We start from the raw sequence: 21,159 nt of genomic DNA, 5'->3' as shown, positions 1-21,159 counted from the left end.
AATTCCGGGCCGCTGAACGAGTTTTTCCGACGCTCCCGAAATCGCGCCCGCCAAGGCCGCGACGGTAAATTCTCGTGACCAAAACGACCAAAATTCACCCACCGCGGCGGGGTCCGGCGCGACTGTCAAGCGATACCCCTGCAAATAGGAAGAAGGTGGCATAACGCGTTGCACCGGAATCGAGGGAGCGTAACAGTAAGCAAAAATTGGCACGGGCGGTTTCTCCGTGCTGAACCCATGTCCAGCGACCTGTCGTTTCTCCCTCCAGGAGAGGTGGATGCACGCTACTCCCAGAACCGGCGAATTTCCCGCCGAACGTGCCAGGGGTTCCGTGGGCGGGTTGCGTGACCGCCTCGCCGGCCAACCGGATTCCGATCAGGTTCGAGCCCTGCTGAACCTGATAGCGGAACTCGTCGGCGCCCTGACTGATCGAGAGCCCGCGGACATAGCCGCGGATCCGATCACGCCCTGGCGCCGCCTCGGGATCTATCGGCAGGTCGCCCGGCAGTTGCAGTCCGAGCTGGAGACCGCGACCGGCCTGCGGCTGCCGGCGACGCTCTTCTTCGATCTCCCGTCACCGGACGCGCTGGCCGGCTATCTGCGCTCGCGTCTCCTCGGCGGCGCGGAGAACCCACAGGTCACGGCGGTCGCGCCCGCTGGAAAGCCCCGGGAGGACGACCCGGTTGCCATCGTCGGCATGGCCTGCCGACTACCAGGTGGCGCGGATTCCCCAGAAGCACTGTGGGAGCTGGTCCGTGACGGCCGGGATGCCGTCGTCGGCCTTCCCACCGACCGGGGGTGGGACGTTGACGCGCTTTATCATCCGGATCGCGAGCATCCCGGCACCATTTACACCCGCGAGGGTGGCTTCCTGCCTGACATCGGCATGTTCGACCCGGGCTTCTTCGGTATAGGCCCGCGCGAGGCGAACGCCATGGATCCCCAACAGCGGCTGATGCTGGAGATCTCCTGGGAGGCGTTGGAACGCGCCGGCGTGGATCCCGGATCCCTGCGCGGCACCCGGACCGGCGTGTTCACCGGGGTTTCGCTGCAGGACTACGGTCCGCCCTGGCACCGCGCTCCGGCCAAGGCCCAGGGACAGCTGCTCACCGGCAACGCCCTCGGCGTGATCGCCGGCAGGGTCTCCTACACGTTCGGTCTCCAGGGGCCGTCCCTGTGCGTGGACACCCAGTGCTCCAGTTCCATGGTGGCCATCCACCTCGCGGGCCAGGCGCTGTTGTCGGGTGAGTGCGACCTGGCGCTGGCCGGCGGCGTCACGGTCATGACGACACCGGGCATGCTCCTGGAGTTCAGTCGGAAGCAGGGTCTCGCTCCCGACGGGCGGTGCAAGGCCTTCTCCTCGGACGCCGACGGCACCGGGTGGGCGGACGGCGCCGGGGTTCTCCTGCTGGAGCGGCTCTCCGACGCCCGGCGCCACGGCCACCCGGTGCTCGCACTGATCCGCGGCACGGCCGTCAACCAGGACGGCGCCAGCAACGGCCTGGCCGCACCCAACGGCCTCTCCCAGCAGCAACTGATCCACCAGACCCTGGCAAACGCCGGTCTGGCGCCCGGCGACGTGGACGTCCTCGAGGCACACGGGACCGGCACCGCCCTCGGCGACCCGATCGAGGCCCAGGCCGTCATCGCCACCTACGGCCGGCACCGCCCGGCCGGCCGGCCGCTCCACCTCGGGTCGCTGAAGTCGAACATCGGGCACACGCAGGCTGCCAGCGGAGTGGCCGGCGTCATCAAGATGGTCCAGGCCATCCGGCACGGAGTGCTGCCGCGCACCCTCCACGTGCGGGAGCCCTCGCCCCACGTGGACTGGGCGGACGGAGGCGTCGCGCTGCTCACCGAGGAGCGTGGCTGGGAACGCGACGGCGCCGCGCCGCGCCGGGCGGCGGTATCCGCGTTCGGTGTGAGCGGCACCAACGCCCACACCGTGCTGGAAGAGGCCCCGGCGGTGGCCGACCCGGCGCCGACGGCCCCGGTGCCGATCGTCCTGTCGGGCCGGACCGAGGCGGCGCTGCGGGCCCAGGCGGCACGGCTCGGCGAACGCCTGGCCCGGGACCCGGACCTCGATCCGGTCGACATCGCCTTCACCCTCGCCCGGCGCACCCGGTTCGAGTCGCGGGCAGTCGCCGTCGTCCCGGCCGGACCCGCCGGGCGCGCACGCCTGGCCGGCGCCCTCGCCGCGCTCGCCGAGAACCGCCCCGCGGCGGGGCTCGTCGCGGGCGCCGCCCGGCCGGCGATCGCCCACGGCCGGACCGCCGTCCTGTTCACCGGGCAGGGCAGCCAGCACCCGGGGATGGGCCGTGACCTCTACCAGGCCTACCCGGTGTTCGCGCAGGTGCTGGACGAGATCTGTGGCCGGTTCGCGTCGCTGCTCGAGCGTCCGCTGCGCGAGGTCATGTTCGCTCCCGCCGGCTCGCCGGACGCGGCGCTGCTCGACCAGACCGCCTACACCCAGTGCGCGCTGTTCGCGTTCGAGACCGCGCTGTTCCGCCTCGCGGAGTCCTGGGGATTCGTTCCCGACACTCTCGCCGGGCACTCCATCGGCGAACTGACGGCCGCCCACGTCGCCGGCGTCTGGTCGCTCGACGACGCGTGCCGGCTGGTCGCCGCCCGCGGCCGGCTGATGCAGGAATGCCGACCGGGTGGCGCGATGGCCGCCATCGGCGCGAGCGAGGCGGAGGTCCGGGCGTCGATCGCCGACCTCGTCGGCAAGGTCGAGATCGCCACGGTCAACAGCCCGTCCGCCACGGTCGTCGCCGGCGACGCCGAGCTCGTCGAGCGGGTGGCCGCTGAGTGGTCGGCCCGGGGGCGGCGCACGAAACGGCTGACCGTCAGCCATGCTTTTCACTCCCCGCACATGGAGGACATGCTCACGGCGTTCCGGACGGCGGCCGGGCAGGTCACCTACCACGCCCCGGCCATACCGGTCATGTCCAACCTCACCGGTGAACCGGCCACCGCGACGGAACTGACGTCCGCCGAGTACTGGGTGCGGCACGTGCGTGAGCCGGTCCGCTTCCTCGACGGGGTTCGCCGGCTGCACCGGGACGGCGTGACGGCGTTCGTCGAACTCGGTCCCGACGCGGTCCTGACCGCGCTCGTGCCGGCCTGCCTGCCGGCGAACGCCGCAGGCGGCGGCGCGGAGACGGTGCAGGTAGCGGCCTGCCGGACCGGACGTCCCGAGCCCGAGACGCTGCTCGCCGCCCTGGCCGAGCTGGACGCCGCAGGCATCCCCGTCGCCTGGCGGGCGCTGCCGCCCGTACGCGGCGGAAAACACCTGGACCTGCCGACCTACGCCTTCCAGCGCACGCACCACTGGATGGACGGGACGCCCGTCACAACCGCCACCGCGACGGACCGGGGAGCCGCCGAGCGGGCAACGGATCCGGAACACTGGCGCTACCACGTGCGGTGGGAGCCGTTCTCCGACGAGCAGGCCACCGCGACCGTCGCCGACCACGTCGCCAACGGCGCGCCGATGACCGGCCTGTGGCTGCTGGTGACCCCGCCGGCTGGGATCGACGACGACACGCTGTCCCGGCTGTCCTGGGTCGTCGAACGCCTCGGCGGAACACCGGTCCAGGTCCCCCTCTCCGGGACGGACGCGGAGCGCGGTCTTGTCGCCGCGGCCCTGTCGAAGCACATCTCCGGCCGCGAGAACGATATCGGCGGCGTCCTCTCGCTGCTCGCGTTCGACAGCCGGTTCAACCCCGTGCACCCGGAACTGACCAACGGACTCGCGCTGACCTGCGCACTCGTGCAGGCACTCGACGACCTCGGCCAGTACGCGCCGTACTGGTGCGCCACGCGCGGCGCCGTCAGCACCGGCCCCGCCGACCCGGTCAGCGCTCCGGCCCAGGCGATGCTCTGGGGGCTGGGCCGGACGCTGGCCCTCGAACGACCCCGTGGCTGGGGCGGTCTCGTCGACCTTCCGGCCGATCTCGACGACGAGACGCTGGCCCTGTTCGGCGCCGCGCTGACCGGCCCCGGCGGCGAGGACCAGCTGGCCCTGCGAGACGGCGCGCTGTTCGTCGCCCGGCTCGCCCCCGCGGGCCCCCGCCCCCGCCCCGGCGTCGGCACGGAAGCGGGCGTCAGCTCCGCCGGCGGGGCCGACGGGCTGGGGACGCCCGTCTGGCGCCCGAACGGAACCGTACTGATCACCGGCGGTACCGGAGCCCTCGGCGCGCAGGTCGCCCGCCGCCTCGCCCGCAACGGGACGTCCCGACTCGTCCTGGCGAGCCGACGCGGCCCGGCCGCTCCCGGGGCCGCGGAACTGGTCGCCGAGCTCTCCGCACTGGGCACCGAGGCATCCGTCGTGGCGTGCGACCTAGCCGACCGCGAACAGGTCATCGCTCTGCTCGACGAGGCGGCCGGCGGCGGCGAACCGCTGACCGCAGTCGTCCACGCCGCCGGCGTCATCGGCCGGACCGCGCCGCTGCGCGAACTCACCCTCAGCGAGTTCGCGCAAGTGGTGACAGGCAAGGCCACCGGCGCGGCGCTACTCGACACGCTGACCCGTCCGGACGGCGCACGGCCCATCCCGCTGGAAGCCTTCGTGCTGATCTCGTCGATCTCGGCGACGTGGGGCAGCGGCGGCCAGCCGGCCTACTCCGCCGGCAACGCCTACCTGGACGCCCTCGCCTCGCACCGGGCCGGCCACGGTCTGCCCGCCACCTCCGTCGCGTTCGGCCCCTGGGCCGAGGCCGGTCTCGGTGCCGAGCCGGGCCTGCGCGACTACCTCCGCGAACGCGGTCTCGCGCCGCTGCCAGTGGAGCCGGCTGTTACCGTCCTCACCGAGGCGGTCGCCGGTGGCGAGGCGGCGACCACCGTCGTCGACGTCGACTGGGGACGCTTCCTGCCGCCGTTCACCGCGCTCCGTCCCGGCCGTTTCTTCGACGGCCTGCCCACCCGTGCCGAGCACGGTGCCGGACCGGCGCCGACCGCCGGCTCCGCTCCGGATGGGCCAGCGGACGGCAGGCGGATGGACCTCGCCGGCCTGACCGGCGAGGAACGTGTCAGCACGCTGGCCCGGCTGGTTCGCGAGGAGGCCGCGGTCATCCTGGAGCACGAGTCCCCCGACGACGTGGACCCGCGGCGCCGGTTCCTCGACCTCGGCTTCGACTCGCTGGCCTCCGTTCAGCTCAGCCGCCGGCTCACCGCCGCCACCGGGCTGGCGCTGACACCGCCGGTCGTCTTCGAACACCCGACCGTGACCGAACTGGCCGAGTACCTCGCGACCCTCGTCGGTGCCGGGCGGCCGGCCGCGCCGACCACCCACGCCGCGCCGGCCGGGGTCCGCGACCTGTACCGGCAGGCGTGCTCGGACGGGAAGTTCGTCGAGGGCGTCGAAATCCTGCAGGCCGTCGCCAGGCTGCGGCCCGTCTTCCACGACGCGGCCGACTTCGGCCCGGTGCCGCCACCGGTCCGGCTCTCCGCCGGCCCGGCCCCCTGCACGCTCGTCTGCGTGCCCTCAATGGTCGCACCGTCCGGACCGCACAGCTTCGCCCGGCTCGCCCTCCACCTGCACGGCCAACGAGACGTCTACGGACTGTCCCTCCCCGGATTCGGGGAAGGTGAACAGCTGCCCGCCTCGTCCGACCTCGTCGTCGAGATACTGACGGACCTGGTCGCGGCCCATTTCATCGGCGTACCCATCGCCATCGCCGGATACTCGTCCGGCGGCTGGCTCGCGCACGCGGTCGCCGCCGGTCTGGAGGAACGCGGCATCCACCCAAAGGCGGTCCTGCTGCTCGACACCTGGCTCCCCGGCGACCGGATTCCCGCCGAGGAGATCCAGGAGGAACTGCGCGGGATCGCCGTCAACGACCAGGCGTTCGCACTCATGACCGAGGCGCAGGTCACCGCCCAGGGCGCCTACCTGACCCTGTTCGAGAAATGGAAGCCGAACCCGGTCGAGGCACCGATCGTGCTCGTCCGAGCCGAGGAGCGCATGCCCCAGCTCTCCCCCGGCGACCAGAGCACGATCGAGGAACACGGCTGGACGACAGACTGGGAGATCGACCATCTCACGCTGGACGTCAGCGGCAACCACCAGACGATGATGAACGAGCACGCCATCTCCACCGCGCGAAATCTCCACCACTGGCTCAGCAACCTCGACCAGTCGCCCTGACCGGTCAGGTATTCCAGGGCTCTCAGGCCTTTTCTCGGACCCTCGTGGACAGGCAACCAGCGAAGGGGCCGAAACACACGCAGCCCGTCACCCGAAAGGGGCCATGGCCTGCCCGGGGGCCGGCACCTGCCGTCCCCCGGGCCGTGGCCGCGCCGCGCGAGTCCCGCACCCGTCCATGAGCCGGACACCAGACCGGGGAGACCTCATGACCAGAAAGCCGCTCCGATGACCGAGTTGACCACCCGCACCCGCATCACCGTGGCCGAACAACCCAGGCCACCGCGCGACCCGCGGGAACGGCTAGCCCGCCTACTCGACCCGGGAACGCTCACCGTTATCCCGCACTCGCCGCCCTGCCGCGTCACGGTCGCCCACGGCCGGGTCGACGGCACCGACGTCATCGCCTACTGCACCGACGCCACCTCGATGGGCGGCGCGATCGGCGCCGCGGGCGCGCGGCGGATCGCCGACGCCATCGACCGGGCGGTCGCCGAACGTATCCCGGTGATCGGGCTGTGGCACTCCGGCGGGGCGAGCCTGGGCGACGGTGTGGAAGCCCTGGACGGCATCGGCCAGATGTTCGCCGCCATGATCGCCGCGTCCGGACGGGTGCCCCAGGTGTCGGTCGTACTCGGCCCGGCGGCCGGCGGCGCGGCCTACGGACCGGCCCTCACCGACGTTATCGTCATGGCGCCCGAGGGCAAGGTGTTCGTCACCGGGCCCGACGTCGTCCGCCAGGTCACCGGCGAGCAGATCGACATGGACGGCCTCGGTGGAGCCGACGCGCACGGCCGGCGCTCCGGCGTCGTGCACGTCACCGCCCGGTCGGAAGCCGACGCATACCTGCGGGCGCGGCGGGTGACCACGCTGCTGGCGGCACCGGGGGCCTTCGACCTCGCCGCCACCCGCGACGGACTCGATCCCAGCTCCCTGCTGCCGGACAACCCGCGGCGCGCCTACGACATCCGCCCGGTAGTACGCGCCGTCCTCGACGGCCCGGACGGCGCGGTCGCTCCGGTCGGCCCGCCTGGTTCGGGCACCGGGACGAACCCGGACGGCGGGAACGGCGCGGCGCACCAGACCGGCCTCGCCGACGACGACTACGTGGAATTCCAGCCGCGCTGGGCACCGAACGTCGTCGTCGCGCTCGGCCGGCTCTCCGGGCGTTCGATCGGCGTCATCGCCAACAACCCGCTACGCAAGGGCGGCTGCCTGGACTCGCTCGCCGCAGAGAAGGCCGCGCGGTTCGTCCGGATGTGCGACTCCTTCGGGCTTCCCCTGGTAGTCCTCGTCGACGTCCCCGGTTACCTCCCGGGCGTCGGTCAGGAGTGGGAGGGCGTCGTGCGGCGCGGCGCGAAGCTCCTCTACGCGTTCGCCGAGGCCGTGGTGCCACGGGTGAGCGTCGTCCTGCGCAAGTCCTACGGCGGCGCCTACATCGCGATGAACTCCCGTTCGCTGGGCGCCACGACCGTCCTCGCCTGGCCCCAAGCGGAGGTCGCCGTCATGGGTGCCGAGGCCGCCGTGGGCATCCTGCACCGGCGCGCCCTAGCCGCGGCCGCCCCCGACGAGCTCGCCGCGCTGCGGACCACGCTCGTCAACGAGCACACCCATACCGCCGGCGGCCTGTCACGAGCGATCTCCCTCGGAGTGATCGACCGGATGATCGAACCGGCGGACACCCGCAGGGAGCTGACGCTCGCGCTGGCCGCAGCGCCCGGCGACCGCGGCACTCACGGCAACATCCCACTGTGAGCAGGCACCAGGGCGGCGGCAACGGGGGAAACGCCGGGTGAGAACGCCCGCGGGACGGGACAGGAGCGCGGCCTCCGGCCCCACTGATGAGTGGGCGTTCAGTGACATCGCGCGGGCCGCCGTAAGGATCGTCCGTCGGTGACCGGCACCACACCCTGGGAACGATGACGGACGACGCCTTGCAGGAGCGCCTGCTCGAGATGCTCGACCACTACGAGACCCGCAGGACGCTGAGCGAGTACAACAACGGCTGCGACCGTGCCACCGACGAGGCCGGCGCGGAGACCTAACTTCTTCGCGTGTGGGTGCCCGAAACTCGTCCGTGAGCCCTGAGCAGGGGTTTTGGCTCACTCGACGATCCCACCCGGTGATCGATAGGCCTTCCGTCGAAGGCGATCGGACACCTGTACCTCTGCCTGTCGTCCAGCCGTGCTCTGCCTGTGGGGTGCCCGAACTCGGCCACCGGCGTTTACCTGGCCTTTTAGGCGGCTCGTTCGTATTCGTTGATCAAGCCGCCGAGGACAGGCCGACGTTTGATCCTTTCCTTGGTCAGGTCTGCGACGGGGTGGTCGGGCCGTGGTGGTTGAAGGTCACGGCCGCGGTGGGGTCGTCGTCCGTTGTGGTGGGCCGCGTACTCGGCCAGGACGGTGCGCAGGTGCCGTTCACCGAAGATCAGCATGCGGTCGGTGACCTCGGTCCGGACGGTGCGGACGAACCGTTCTGCGTAGGCGTTCGCGCGGGGAGTCCGGGGTGGGATCTTGATGGCTGTGATGTTGGCGTCTGCGAGGACTGCGTCGAAGGAAGCGGTGAATTGTCCGGCGCGGTCGCGGATCAGGACCTGGAAGTCGGCGGCCCGGTCGCCGAGGTCCATGAGGAGGTTGCGGATCTGTCGGGTGGTCCACGGTCCGTCGGGGTGGGCGGTGACCTCGACGATGTGGACGGTGCGGGAGCCGACTTCCAGGACGAAGAAGCAGTACAGGCGCTGCAGTGTCACGGCGCAGTCCACGTGGAAGAAGTCGACGGCCAGCATGGTCGAGGCCTGGGTGCGTAGGAACTGCCGCCAGGTCGTGTCGGTCTGCCGCCTGGGCGCCGGTGGGAGACCCAGGGACGTCAGGACCCGGCGGATCGTGGACGTGCTCACCCGGTGGCCGAGCTTGAGGAGCTCGCCTTGGATTCGCTGGTATCCCCACGTCGTGTTCTCGGTCGCGAGCCGCTCGATCAGTGCGGCGATCTCCGGGCTGATCGGTGGCCTGTGGGGCTCCAGAACCCCGATTCGGCCTGTGAGCTGGCCTTTTGCGGTTTGATCCGGTCTTCCCCGGTAGGTGCAGGCGGCGTTGCGATATTCGTTGATCATGCTGCCGAGGATGCGTGTGCGGCGGACGGTGGACTCCAAGGTCGGGGTGACCACGGGCGGCGGGTCGGGTGGGTGTTGGCCGAGGGAGCGGTGGGGTCGGTGGGTGTTGAAATGCTTCGCGTAGCTGTCGAGGACCGAGGTCAGGTGCCGTTCGGAGACGATCAGCAGTCTGTCGGTGCATTCGCGGCGGGCGGTGCCGATCCGGCGTTCCGCGATCGTGTTCGCCTGCGGGGCTTGAGGGGGTGTGCGCATCACGTCGATGCCGGCTGCGGTGAAGACGGCATCGAAGGAAGCCGTGAGTTTCGTGTCGCGGTCACGGATGAGGAACTGGAACCGGTGGCGGTGCTCCTCGAGATCCATCAGCATGTTCCGCGCACGCTGGGTGACCCAGGCCGAGGTCGGATGCTTCGTGACCCCGAGGAGGTGGACGTGGCGGGTGGCGTGCTCGACGACGAAGAACACGTAGATCCGTTGGAGGAACGCGGTGTCCACGGTGAAGAAGTCGCAGGCCAGCAGGCCGGAGGCCTGGACGCGCAGGAATGTGCGCCAGGAGGTGTCGGCCCGGCGGGGTGCGGGGTCGACGTCGGCGCGGTGCGGGATCCGCCAGACGGTGGCGACCCCGACCGGGTAGCCCAGCCCGATCAGTTCTCCCTGGATCCGGCGGTGGCCCCAGGTCGGGTTCTCCCGTGCGAGGCGTAGGACCAGATCGCGGATCTCCCGGTGGACCGGGGGCCGCCCGGGGGTCTTGCGGGGGTCCATTTTCGTGCAAGGAGATCACGGTGCCAGCGCAACACGGTGGCCGGGGTGACGAAGAAGGCGTCCCAGCGGGCTCGGGGCAGCAGCCGGGACAGGGCTGCGAGGATCAGCCGATCCGCCGGTTCCAGGGCCGGGCGGTTCACCTGCCGTCGCAGCACCGCCACCGGATGTCGCAGGACGAGGAGCTCCACGTCTTTCGCGGTGTCGCCGCGCACGCGGAGCAACGTCAGTCCGAGAGCGTTGCGTGTCAGGGCGTGGAGCAGCGACCACACCATGACCATCCAGCCTGCCCGACGCGGGCCCTGTCCGGCGGGCAAACGCGCAGGTCACCGCCCAAATCGGGGTTCTGGAGCCCCACAGGGTCTGTTACGCGCCGAGGCCGGTGTGTGTGGTTGGCTGACGCGATTCCTCTGTGCCTGTGGGGCGCCAGGCGCCGACGTTCTAGCACTGCCGTTCAGCGCTTGATCTAGCCAGACCCCGATCATGTAAGATCCGTGCCTGGATAGCAGGCTTGCAGAGGCACGTTGGTCAGCGGCGGTCCCGCTCGGCGTCGTAGCTGACGAGGCCACCCGCGAGGACTGGACGTCGTCGGCCAGGCCCCGGCCTGCCGCCCTGATTGTCACTTGCCGCACCGAGTCCAGCCCCAGATTTAACACAGGCGAAGCCTGGCTTCAATTTTCGGCGAATCGGGGTATGCGAATCTGGCATGCACGGCATCCGGGTCAGCCCACGCCAGCGGGGTAGCTCGGCACGTGCTCGACATCCTCGAAAGGCGGTGTTCCCATGGTTTACGTAGTCAACATAGCCGCGCCGATCGACGAGATTCCTACCATGGAGGAAACCGATGCGATGCTGAACAAGCTGTGCCAGCTCCCGCGCACCACGGACACAACCACGATGATCGACGATCTTCTGGAGTTCCGTTCGCTACTCGACGCAACGCGTTGACAGCACGCGCCGAGTAGTGAACGAAAACCGGACCGCGCACCGGCGCAGATCATGTTCTTGCGGGTGCGTCTGACAGGCGGATGGTTACTGCTGGGAGCCGAACCGCTGACCCTGGACGCCCTGCTAGCCGCCGCTGAAACGCTCGCCGGAGGGCCCGATCTGGCCTCCTCCGACACCCGCCAGCTCCCGGAGACGGTTCTCGACGTAGCGCTCACTGTGGTTCGTCTTGTCCGCGATCCGCGCGACGAGGTCATTGATGTCGGTCGCGGCGTCGAGGTCCGCCGTGCTGATCTGACCGAATTGGTCGAGGATGTTGTAGCGGAGCTGCCGCCAGTTCTGGCGCAGCTGCTGCTCTACCTGCTGGCGCTGCTGATCCTGCTGCTGGGCCATGTAATGATCCCCTTCTTGGTGGTCATTTTCCAGGCGCGGTGAAGGTGTGGGAGGAACGCTACCTCAGCTGGTTCCGGCAGTGCGAAACCAGCACGGGAATCGGAATGTATACGCGCAGCCCAGGTGTCTTCCATCGAACTTCCCGCCGAACCCATACGCGCGATCCATACGGAAATACAGACCATAAAATCCACCTGTGGGGTGCCAGAAGTCGGCCTGAGTCTGTGACCGGGCGTGACGCGAAGGTGTGGGATCGACGGCATGATGGTCGGCTGTGTCCGCACGTCTGCTGCATCTGATCTTCGTACGGGTACGTAACCGGCTTGTCCTGCTCGGCCGTTCATCAGCGTCCAAGGACTTGGAACTGTTGGTGTTACGACACGAGGTCGGTGACGGCACCAGCGTACCGCCCGGGCGCCTCGTGGCCCTCTTGTGATCCTTCGTGTTGCCCAGGGGTGGTCTGCCTCGTCGGAGCTGGGATTCCACCGCAGGGAAGCGATAGGAATCTCTGCGACAGTGAAGCCGCAAAACGGGGAGTAGCGGTGAATGGCATGGGTGCCGCAGCAAATCCGACCGTGGTAAGCTTCGCGGCCGCCCATACCCATCTGGATGCGTCCTACAATCTGTATTTCGTCGGACTTTCCTATGGCTTAGCGGCGCTCGGCTCCTTTGCGGCCCTGGCCAGCGCGACCCGGATCCGGGAGCACCACGGGGCCAAGCGGCTTGGCTGGGCGGCGGTGACGGCCCTGGCGCTGGGCGGCGGCGGGATCTGGTCGATGCATTTCGTCGGGATGGTCGCCTATCACGTCGAGGTCCCCGTCAGCTTCGACCTCCGGATCACCCTGCTGTCGCTCGTCATCGCGGTCGCCGTCTCCGGGGTGGGAATTTGGGTGGTGGCCGCAGACCCGTTCAACGCCGACAGGCTCGTTCGCGGCGGCATCTTCGCAGGGCTGGGTATCGCGGCGATGCACTACACCGGGATGGCGGCGATGCGGACCGCCGGGGCGATCGACTACAACCCCAGCTTGGTGTTGATTTCTGTTGTCATCGCCGCAGTGGCTGCCACTGTCGCCTTCTGGATCGCGTTCCGTGTCGGCGGCATCATCCGGGTCCTCAGCGCATCCGCGGTCATGGCTGGCGCGGTCTGCGGGATGCACTACACGGCGATGGCGGCAACCCGTGTCACGCCCGATCCAAGCCTGTACCCACAGGTCGGATGCGACCCGTTCACGCTGGGTATTCTCACCACGTTCGGGTCGACCATCGTGCTGATGTTCATCATCGTCACTGCGCTCGGCGGTGTCACCAGCCCCGAGTTCCACGTCCACAGAATCAGGCGGGACAGGATCTTCGTCTCGTTGCTGAGGGGTGGCTCCGTCCCGGATGCCCCCGCCGCGCCGGCCGCGACCCGGCGGATCACCTCGGTGAGACCGACATCGCCGCCCGGAACCCGCGCGAAAGCACCCTGCCACTGCGCACGGTCCCCCGGCAGCAGCCGGCGACACCACCGGTGATGCGCAGATAGCACCCACGGGACCGGTCAGCCGCCCTGTGCCAGCGAGAGATCAGCAGACGGGACAAGACGATGTACGGCCAAGATCGACGGGTCCCGCTGGATGCACCCAGATCTCCTTGCCGCGCCTACCCCGGCAACAGCCGCTACCGGCGGCACCACGACAACCCCTGCTATCACAGGGAGCGTCGAATGGGTGTCGGCGGAAAGGTCAGAGGCTCCATTCGACCCGGCGGTTCAGGTCGTTCGCTTGGACTTGCCTTTGGTTCGGTGTGGTCCGCTGGCTGGTGGCACGCCCGCTGGGCGGACGGCCGGTGGGTGAGGTGCTGCCCTGCGCGTGCCGCATACCGGCCGTCAGTGGGATGCTGGGACACGGTCCGGATTGCTGACGACGCACGTTCGGATCGAGGCCCTCGGCCGGTGTGTGGACGCACCGACCGGGGCCGCCCTATCCGTGCCTGCCTGTGGGTGCCCGAAACCTGTCCGCAGGACCTGACCAGGGCTTCTGCCTCACCCGATGATCGATAGGCCTTCCCCTGAAGGCGATCGGACACCTATACCCCACCGGCTACACGTGCCCTTGACCGGGACACCACCACGTGGATGATCCTGGCCATGGCGGTTCGGCTGATCTACCTCGTCTTCTGTCAGCTGGCAGGCTGGCTGGGGCTGGTGGCTCGCAGCTCGGCGGCGAAGGACGCCGAGATCCTCGTGCTCCGCCACGAACTCGCCGTGCTACGCCGCCAAGTCGCCCGGCCCCGGTTCTGCTGGGCCGACCGCACGATCCTCGCCGGGCTGGCCCGGCTGCTCCCGCAGGCGTCCCAGTCGATCTTGTTAGTGCGGCCAGAGACGATTCTGCGCTGGCACCGCCAGCTGGTCCGCCGCCGCTGGACCCAGCCGCACCGCCCACCCGGCCGGCCCTCCACCCCAACGGAGATCCGCCAGCTGATCCTCCGCCTCGCCAAGGAGAACCCCCACTGGGGCTACCGCCGCATCCACGCCGAACTCATCCGACTCGTCCATCAGATCGGGGCCAGCACCGTCTGAACGATCCCGCGCGCCGCCCAGGTCGATCCCGCACCCCGGCACACCAGCCCCACCTGGCGACAGTTCCTGCACACCCAAGCCCACGGGATACTGGCCTGCGACTTCTTCACCATCAGACACCGTCCTGCTGAGCAAGCTGTACGTCCTGTTCTTCCTCGAGCTGGACTCCGCCGGGTGCATTTCTCTGGTCACACGGCGTCACCTCCCGCTGTCTGCTGGGCGCACGAAAGATCCGGGTTAGAGCGGGTTACAGCACTTAAGTACCCGCATCAACGATTGTGTTCTAATGCATTGCGCTATCTATATGAATGAAGGGGAGCCCGCACTCCTCCTTGGGTCGCATTGCCCTAAGATCACACTCCATGATCCTTTTTCTTGCTCGGGCGGGTCTGGTTTCCCGAATGGTGGTGGCGATGGTTGCCGGTATCCTCGCGGCGACTGTGGCGGTGGTGTCCGCGACTCCCGCCGGGGCCGTGGAGCCACTGTTCCTGGGCTGGACGAGCCTGCTGCCGCCGCTTCCCACCGCCTACGCTCCTGCTGACGCGGAGGAATGCGCCGCCGGAGATCCGGCCTGCGTGGACGCGACCATCGTCCAGATGCAGACCCGCTACGACGATCTCGTGGCGAGCTGTGACCACAACGCGGTGTTCGCTTTGACGTATCTGCGTACGACGGAGGAATACCGGCGGGTGGCCGCGGAACCCGGGTTCTTCGACGACGTCTCCTACGTCAACACCGAGGACGCCGTGTTCGCCGCCTACTACTTCCACGCCTACGACGCCTGGCAGGTCGGGCAGAGCGCCGCGGTGCCACGCGCCTGGGAGATCGCGTTCGACGCGGCGAAGCAGCGCCGGCTCGCCGGGGCCGGCAACCTGCTGCTCGGCATGAACGCGCACGTCAACCGCGACCTCCCCCTGGTGCTGGCGTCGCTGGGTCTGGTCGCGGCGGACGGGCGCAGCCGCAAGCCTGACCACGACCAGATCAACGTCATGCTCAACCGCGTCGTCGACCCGCTGCTGCATGAGGCGGCGGATCGGCTCGACCCCTCGATCGACAACATCGCGACCCCGCTGGGCCTGTCCTACACGGCGCTGATGCAGATCCTGGTCGTATGGCGCGAGTCCGCCTGGCGTAACGCCGAACGCCTGATGAACGCCCCGACCGTCGAGGCCCGGGCACGGATCGTGAACGAGATTGAGGCGGCTGCCGCGACGACCGCCGTGACACTGCGGACCCTCTACACCCGCCCCGGTCTGCTTCCTCTTGGCCAGGACCGCGACGAGTACTGCGCCTCCCGTGGCTAGCGCCCGGGAAGGCGGCAGCGCGGGCGCGGGGTACTGTTCCGACGACAGCGGATTATGACGGGTCGGCCGGATGGCTGAGGTCGACGCCGGCCGTCAGGGGCGTTCGTGGCTGCCCGAGCAGCGGCGGGCGCCCGGCGGGGGAATCCGCTGTCGCGATGGAGGGGGGCCGTCGATGACATCAGTATCAGGTGATGCCCGGCACGTCGGCGCGGGGAGCCGGGTTGGCGAACATGTCGGTGATGTTGAGGCCGCCGTGCTGCTCGATACGTTGAGCGAGGTGGTGTTCCGGACCGACGCGGAAGGCCGCTGGACGTATCTGAACCGGGCGTGGACGAGGCTGACCGGCTTCGAGATCGGCCCCAGTCTCGGTGCCCGGTTCCTGGACTACGTCCACCCCGACGAGTTGGAGTACACGGTCGCCCTGTTCATGGGGGTGGTCGCCGGTGGCGCCAACCACTGCCATCACGAGACCCGGTACCGCACCAGTGACGGCAGCTACCGTCGCGTGCAGATCAGGGCGAACGTGCTCCGGGACGGGGCCGGTGAGGTGATCGGTAACACCGGCACGATTCTGGATGTCACTGACTCCCGTCGTGGCAGCGAGACGATCGGTGAGCACGCCGCTCTGCTCGAGCTCGTCTCCTCGGACGCACCGGGCGGCGAGCTGCCCGTGGGGGTGGTCGTGTATGACGCTGATCTGCGGCTACGGCGAGGCTCACCGGTCGTTGATCGGCTGGCCGAAGCACCGCAGCGCATCGGTGACCCCCTCGCCCAGCTGATGGAACTGTTGGCGCCGGCCGTCCCGGGGCAACGCGCCCTGGGCGGTGAGTGGGGGCTGGTTGCGGTCGCGAAACGCACCAACCACGCCCAGGTCAGCGACCTCGACATCGCCGACCCCCGCCCCGGCCGGTCGCTGCGGGTGTCGGTGATCCCTTATCTGCGGGACGGGGAGGAGATGCTCGCGCTCGTCCTGGCCGACATAACCGACCTACGCCGCGCCGAACACCGTCAGGCAGGCCTCGCCCGGCTCGGCCACCGGGCCATCTCCAGCTCAGACACCGCCGCGCTGGTAAGCGAGGCCGCCGCGATGGTTGCCTCGACACTCAGCGTTGCCGGCTGCGAGCTGATCCACGTCGACCCGCGAGGCGGCGACGCAGTCGGCACGAGCCCGCTACTTGACCGGGTCCTGGCCGACGACCAGCCTGTAGTGATCGATAGCCCGGTCACCGAACTGGCTCGTTCTCTGGCCGGATCCCCGCCAGACTCGCCGGATGTCGCCACCGTGCTCGCCACGCGTGTCGGCGGCGCAGGGTTACTGTTCGGTGTCCTCGCCGCCCACAGCACGACCCCACGTTGCTTTACCGACGACGAGGTCCAATTCGTCCAGGCGGTGGCCGATATCCTCACCGCAGCCCTCGAACGCGACCGCACCGACCACGAACTGCGCAGACTCTACCGGCGGGCGGAACACGGCAGAGCATGGCTGGCCGCAAGCGCGCACACCATCACCCAGGTCCTCGCCGCCGCCGAGCCGCGCGACGCCCTCGACCTGGTCGCAGCCACGGCGAGAACGATGGCGGGCACCGACATCGGGGTGGTTGCCGTGCCCGACGAGCACGGCAACCTGGTGATAACCACAGCCGACGTCGCTCCCGGCCTGCCGGCTGCGCCCGATTCCCTGCTCGGGCTGACCCTCGCACAGGGCGTGACCCCGGTGGCCGAGCAGCTCACGGCCGGTGGCACCGTCGTCCTCGACAGCCTCGACCTGCGTGGCAGCAGGATCTCCCCGGCGCCCGACATGCCTATCGCCACCGCACTGATCCTCCCGCTACGGATCACGCAGCGATCATCGGCCGTGCTCATCCTCGGAAACCACACGGACACAGCACACCTCCCCCTCCACGACGTCGAGCTGATCGAGGCGTTCACCCACGACGCCGCGCTCGCAGTCGAACTCGTCCAGACCCAACACGACCGGGCCCGCCTCGCCGTCTACCAGGACCGCGACCGCATCGCCCGCGACCTCCACGACCAGGTCATCCAACGCCTCTTCGCGATCGGCCTACACCTACAATCCCTGACCCGGGCCGCCGGTGACATCGCCGCAGCCCGCCTCACCAGCGCCATCAACGCCCTCGACCACACCATCGACGACATCCGCCACACCATCTTCGACCTACACCCCACACAACCAGGCCCATAAAACCCGACCCAAACGGGGGTCCGCTGGTCCTGCACCGGCATCGGCCCCGCCGCCCTCGTCCTGGTCGGGCAGGACCGTCCACCCCATCGGATGCTCCCTGCGGGTCATGGGAGAGTCTGGGAGAAAACGCCAGTATCGTCCGTGTACGGGCACTGTCGGAGACTAGGGGGGATCGTGACTGAAAGCGACGATGCTGGCTGGGACTACCGCTCGGTAGCGCCGGACTGGGTGCCACCGGACGTCGACCTGAGAACCGACGTGGCGCACTCGGCGCGGGTCTACGACTACGTCCTGGGCGGCAAGGACAACTTCCCGGCCGACCGGGCGGCGGCTGGGGAGTTTGTCAAAAGTTTGCCGAACCTGTCCACGTCCATGCGGGCGAACCGAAGTTTCATGGTCAGGATGGCCCGTGTCCTGGCCGCGAAGCACGGTATCCGCCAGTTCCTGGACATCGGTACCGGGCTGCCGACCGCGCCGAACCTGCACGAGGTCGCCCAGAAGGTCGCGCCGGAATCGCGGATCGTCTACGTCGATAACGATCCCATAGTGTTGGTCCACGCGCGGGCCCTGCTCACCAGCACCCCCGAGGGGCGGACCGCCTATCTCGATGCCGACCTCCACAACCCAGAAGGGATCCTGGAGTCCGACCAGCTGCGGGAAACCCTCGACCTGAGCCAGCCCGTGGCGGTCAGTCTGATCGCGATCGTGCACTTCATCGCCGATGACACGGTCGTGCAAGACCTCATCGACCGGATCATGCGTCCGCTCCCGGCGGGCAGTGTCCTGGCGCTTTCCACCACTACCGCCGACAGCGCGCCCGAGGAAGTTCACGCCGGCGAGGCCGCGTACAAGGCCAACGGCATTCCGCTGATCGCGCGTGACAAAAGCACGGTGGAGCGTTTCTTCCACGGGATGGAACTCCTCGACCCCGGCGTCGTGCTCGTCCACCACTGGCATCCCGACGATGAGGCGGCTGCGCTGGACGACGCCCACGTGTACATGTACGGCGGAGTCGCCCGGAAACCGTAGGATGCGCGCTGTCAGCGTCAGCCTGGTGTCGCTGGTCATGACAGAGATCCCGGCTACTGGGCATGAGCGAGAAATGCACCGACGTGCCGTTTCCGACCGTGTGAGGCTCCAGAACCCCGATTTGGGCGGTGACCTGCGTGTTTGCCTACGGGCCGGGGTCCGTGTCGGGCAGGCTGGATGGTCATGGTGTGGTCGCTGCTCTACACCCTGACACGCAACGCTCTCGGACTGATGCTGCTCCGCATCCGTGGCGACACCGCGAAAGACGTGGAGCTCCTCGTCCTGCGACATCAGGTGGCGGTGCTGCGACGACAGGTGAACCGCCCGACGCTGGAACCGGCGGACCGCGTCATCCTCACAGCCCTGTCCCGGCTGCTACCCCGAGCCCGCTGGGACGCCTTCTTCGTCACCCCAGCCACCGTGCTGCGCTGGCACCGCGACCTCCTCGCACGCCAATGGACCTACCCCCGCAAGACCCCCGGGCGGCCGCCGGTCCGCCGGGAGATCCGCGAACTGGTCCTACGCCTCGCGCAGGAGAACCCGACCTGGGGCCGCCGCCGGATCCAAGGAGAACTCCTCGGGCTGGGCTACCCGATCGGGGTCGCCACCGTCTGGCGGATCCTGCACCGCACCGGCATCGACCCCGCACCCCGCAGGTCCAACACCTCCTGGCGCACATTCCTACGCACCCAGGCCTCCGGCATCCTCGCCTGCGACTTCTTCACCGTCGACACCGCGTTCCTCCAACGGATCTACGTGTTCTTCGTCGTCGACCACGCCACCCACCATGTCCACCTCCTCGGGGTCACCAAGCACCCGACCACGGCCTGGGTCACCCAGCAGGCACGGAACCTGCTGGGTGATCTCGACGAGTGTGACCACCGGTTCCGGTTCCTCATCCGTGACCGCGACACCAAGTTCACGGCTTCCTTCGACGCCGTCTTCGTCGGGGCCGGTATCGACGTGGTACGCACACCCCCTCAAGCCCCGCAGGCGAACGCGATCGCGGAACGCTGGGTCGGCACCGCCCGCCGCGAATGCACCGACAGACTGCTGATCGTCTCCGAACGGCACCTCACGTCGGTCCTCGACAGCTACGCGAAGCATTTCAACACCCACCGACCCCACCGCTCCCTCGGCCAGCACCCACCCGACCCGCCACCCGTGGTCACCCCGACGCCGGATTCCACCGTCCGTCGCACATGCATCCTCGGCGGCATGATCAACGAATATCGCAACGCCGCCTGACCACTTGCGCGGAAGATCCCGTCAACCGCAAAAGACCAGCTCACAGGCCGAATCGGGGTTCTGGAGCCCCACAGGGACGCAGCGCCGGATCGGTGCTTTGTGCACCCCGGACGCTCCGGGGAAGGCGAGAAGTTCCTGGTTCTCAGCGGTACCTGTCAGGGCGACGTGCGCGTCAGAGCTTCTTCCCGAAACGGTAAAGAGCGCCGCTCTTGGTCGCGATAAACCGGGTCGGAGTGACGAAGAAGACCTCGAACGAGTCGCTTACCGCGCCGGCACCCGCTTTCAGGTTCTCGCAGCGGATCCCGTTGCTGACCTCAGGGATCGCCGTGTAGCCGCCGACCCAAAGCGTTCCGGCGTTCATGGCCTCCTGATGGAACTCCCACGGAGTGGGGTGGAAGCTACCGATAGCGCCGTTGTCATCAAACGCAGCGACCGACCACTTCGTGTTCGCAGGACTGAACGGCATGATGTAAGTTCTCCCCGCTTCTCGGCGCCCGTGTATCTCACGCGCGCATGGCGTTGACCGTGATTCCTGAGAGCTTCACCGGTGGCAGAAGGAAATTTCCGCTATCGCAGTGGGCTAGATTTCCGTGTCCAGGTTAGAGCTCTGTCGAGCTAGCCATGGACGAAGTCAAAAGATCGATGACTTTGCGAGTGGAACTTTCCCACCCCGCGCGACGAACAGCCGATGCGACGTGGAAGCTTCTGTCGGATAGTTCGATTCTCTGCGATGGCCATCCCCCCCCAGAAGTCAGCCCACATGTTGCCCTCCCGACGGCCGCCGATGAGGGGTCATCAGCCGTCGATCCAAGCCTGGCAGGAACCAGGCCCGCATGGGGAGACTTCTCAAAAATTTGACACCTCGCAAATAACGCATCACCCGCCGCCAGCGCGCCTCGCCGCGCTCATCTAGGAGTGTGTCTCAGTAATGGTGACCTGCGGGGCTCCAGAACCCCGATTTGGGCGGTGACCTGCGTGTTTGCCTGCGGGGCGGGGCCCGTGTCGGGCTGTGGGGTGCCAGAACTGGGCCATCGGCGCTGACCTGGGCTTTTAGGCAGCCCGTTCGCACTTGTTGATCAAGCCGTCGATGACGGGGCCGGTGTCCGAGTTCTGGCACCCCACACGCACGGGCCGGCGTGCACGAGTCGGTTCGGTTCGTCGAGGTCGAAGATCCCGAGATGGCGCGGACGGGACGGCGGGGAGAGACCCGCTGTCGCGTGTCGCCCCGGCCCTGGAACCCGTGTCGTCAGCCCTCCCACCTGGGAGGGCGACAGACGACACGACACGCGACAGCAGAGACAGCACGGCCGTTTTAGCCCGGCCTGGCCGGGCACCCCCGGTTTACCCGGCCAGCGGCAGGGTAGGGAGAGCTGGGCGCTGCCTGGCCACTCCCAGAGTGGCGACTGTGTGGCCGACGGCGCCCGCCTCGACCGCCGGCCCCGCTGCCCCACCCCGGGACCGGCG

The 21,159-nt window shown here is 68.9% G+C and carries 11 protein-coding genes and 2 pseudogenes; 9 read left to right on the top strand and 4 right to left on the bottom strand.

The features are described 5' to 3' along the window. Window positions 1–277 precede the first annotated feature (277 nt). The 3 genes from AC559T_RS28420 (at window position 278) to AC559T_RS28410 (ending at window position 8,193) form a co-directional block, all read left to right on the top strand. Window positions 278–6,151 (top strand): type I polyketide synthase, encoded by a 5,874-nt coding sequence (locus tag AC559T_RS28420; RefSeq protein WP_498870671.1) that lies wholly within the window; start codon window positions 278–280, stop codon window positions 6,149–6,151. A 225-nt stretch (window positions 6,152–6,376) separates the two neighbouring features. Continuing rightward, on the top strand, window positions 6,377–7,903 hold the full coding sequence (locus AC559T_RS28415) for an acyl-CoA carboxylase subunit beta (protein ID WP_498870670.1): 1,527 nt from the start codon (window positions 6,377–6,379) through the stop codon (window positions 7,901–7,903). A 164-nt stretch (window positions 7,904–8,067) separates the two neighbouring features. Continuing rightward, window positions 8,068–8,193 carry a hypothetical protein gene (locus AC559T_RS28410; RefSeq protein WP_255565715.1) on the top strand — a complete coding sequence of 42 codons (126 nt, stop codon included), beginning with the start codon at window positions 8,068–8,070 and terminating at the stop codon, window positions 8,191–8,193. 191 nt (window positions 8,194–8,384) lie between these two features. Here AC559T_RS28410 and AC559T_RS28405 read toward each other — a convergent pair. The 3 genes and pseudogenes from AC559T_RS28405 to AC559T_RS28395 all read right to left on the bottom strand — a co-directional run. After that, a pseudogene (locus AC559T_RS28405) lies at window positions 8,385–9,155 on the bottom strand (integrase core domain-containing protein); the annotation flags it as partial. Window positions 9,156–9,230: 75 nt separating this feature from the next. Next, window positions 9,231–10,330 (bottom strand): annotated as a pseudogene (locus AC559T_RS28400) (integrase core domain-containing protein); the annotation flags it as partial. Between the two features lie 754 nt (window positions 10,331–11,084). Beyond that, window positions 11,085–11,351, bottom strand: coding sequence for a hypothetical protein (locus tag AC559T_RS28395; RefSeq protein ID WP_498870669.1), 267 nt, complete (start codon window positions 11,349–11,351; stop codon window positions 11,085–11,087). A gap of 551 nt (window positions 11,352–11,902) precedes the next feature. Between AC559T_RS28395 and AC559T_RS28390 the strand changes: the two genes are divergently transcribed. From AC559T_RS28390 to AC559T_RS28365, 6 genes are all read left to right on the top strand, one after another. Then, a complete protein-coding gene (locus AC559T_RS28390) occupies window positions 11,903–12,865 on the top strand; it encodes an MHYT domain-containing protein (RefSeq protein WP_498870681.1) in 963 nt (320 codons plus the stop codon). Between the two features lie 614 nt (window positions 12,866–13,479). Further along, a complete protein-coding gene (locus AC559T_RS28385; RefSeq protein WP_498870668.1) occupies window positions 13,480–13,911 on the top strand; it encodes a helix-turn-helix domain-containing protein in 432 nt (143 codons plus the stop codon). A 413-nt stretch (window positions 13,912–14,324) separates the two neighbouring features. Continuing rightward, window positions 14,325–15,215 (top strand): DUF5995 family protein, encoded by an 891-nt coding sequence (locus AC559T_RS28380; protein ID WP_235013609.1) that lies wholly within the window; start codon window positions 14,325–14,327, stop codon window positions 15,213–15,215. A 172-nt stretch (window positions 15,216–15,387) separates the two neighbouring features. Beyond that, on the top strand, window positions 15,388–17,418 hold the full coding sequence (locus tag AC559T_RS28375; RefSeq protein WP_498870667.1) for a GAF domain-containing protein: 2,031 nt from the start codon (window positions 15,388–15,390) through the stop codon (window positions 17,416–17,418). A 174-nt stretch (window positions 17,419–17,592) separates the two neighbouring features. After that, entirely contained in the window at window positions 17,593–18,447 is an 855-nt protein-coding gene (locus tag AC559T_RS28370; protein WP_243657907.1) for an SAM-dependent methyltransferase, read from the top strand. A gap of 141 nt (window positions 18,448–18,588) precedes the next feature. Continuing rightward, window positions 18,589–19,695 (top strand): integrase core domain-containing protein, encoded by a 1,107-nt coding sequence (locus tag AC559T_RS28365; RefSeq protein ID WP_498870666.1) that lies wholly within the window; start codon window positions 18,589–18,591, stop codon window positions 19,693–19,695. A 172-nt stretch (window positions 19,696–19,867) separates the two neighbouring features. On the opposite strand, the gene AC559T_RS28360 is transcribed toward AC559T_RS28365, so the two are convergent. Continuing rightward, a complete protein-coding gene (locus AC559T_RS28360; protein ID WP_112104805.1) occupies window positions 19,868–20,161 on the bottom strand; it encodes a hypothetical protein in 294 nt (97 codons plus the stop codon). Window positions 20,162–21,159 lie beyond the last annotated feature (998 nt).

The organism is Frankia sp. Hr75.2 (assembly GCF_949319125.1).
Lineage (GTDB): Bacteria > Actinomycetota > Actinomycetes > Frankiales > Frankiaceae > Parafrankia > Parafrankia soli.
Note: the sequence above shows the minus strand (reverse complement) of the source record. Positions and strands in the feature narration are given on the sequence as shown.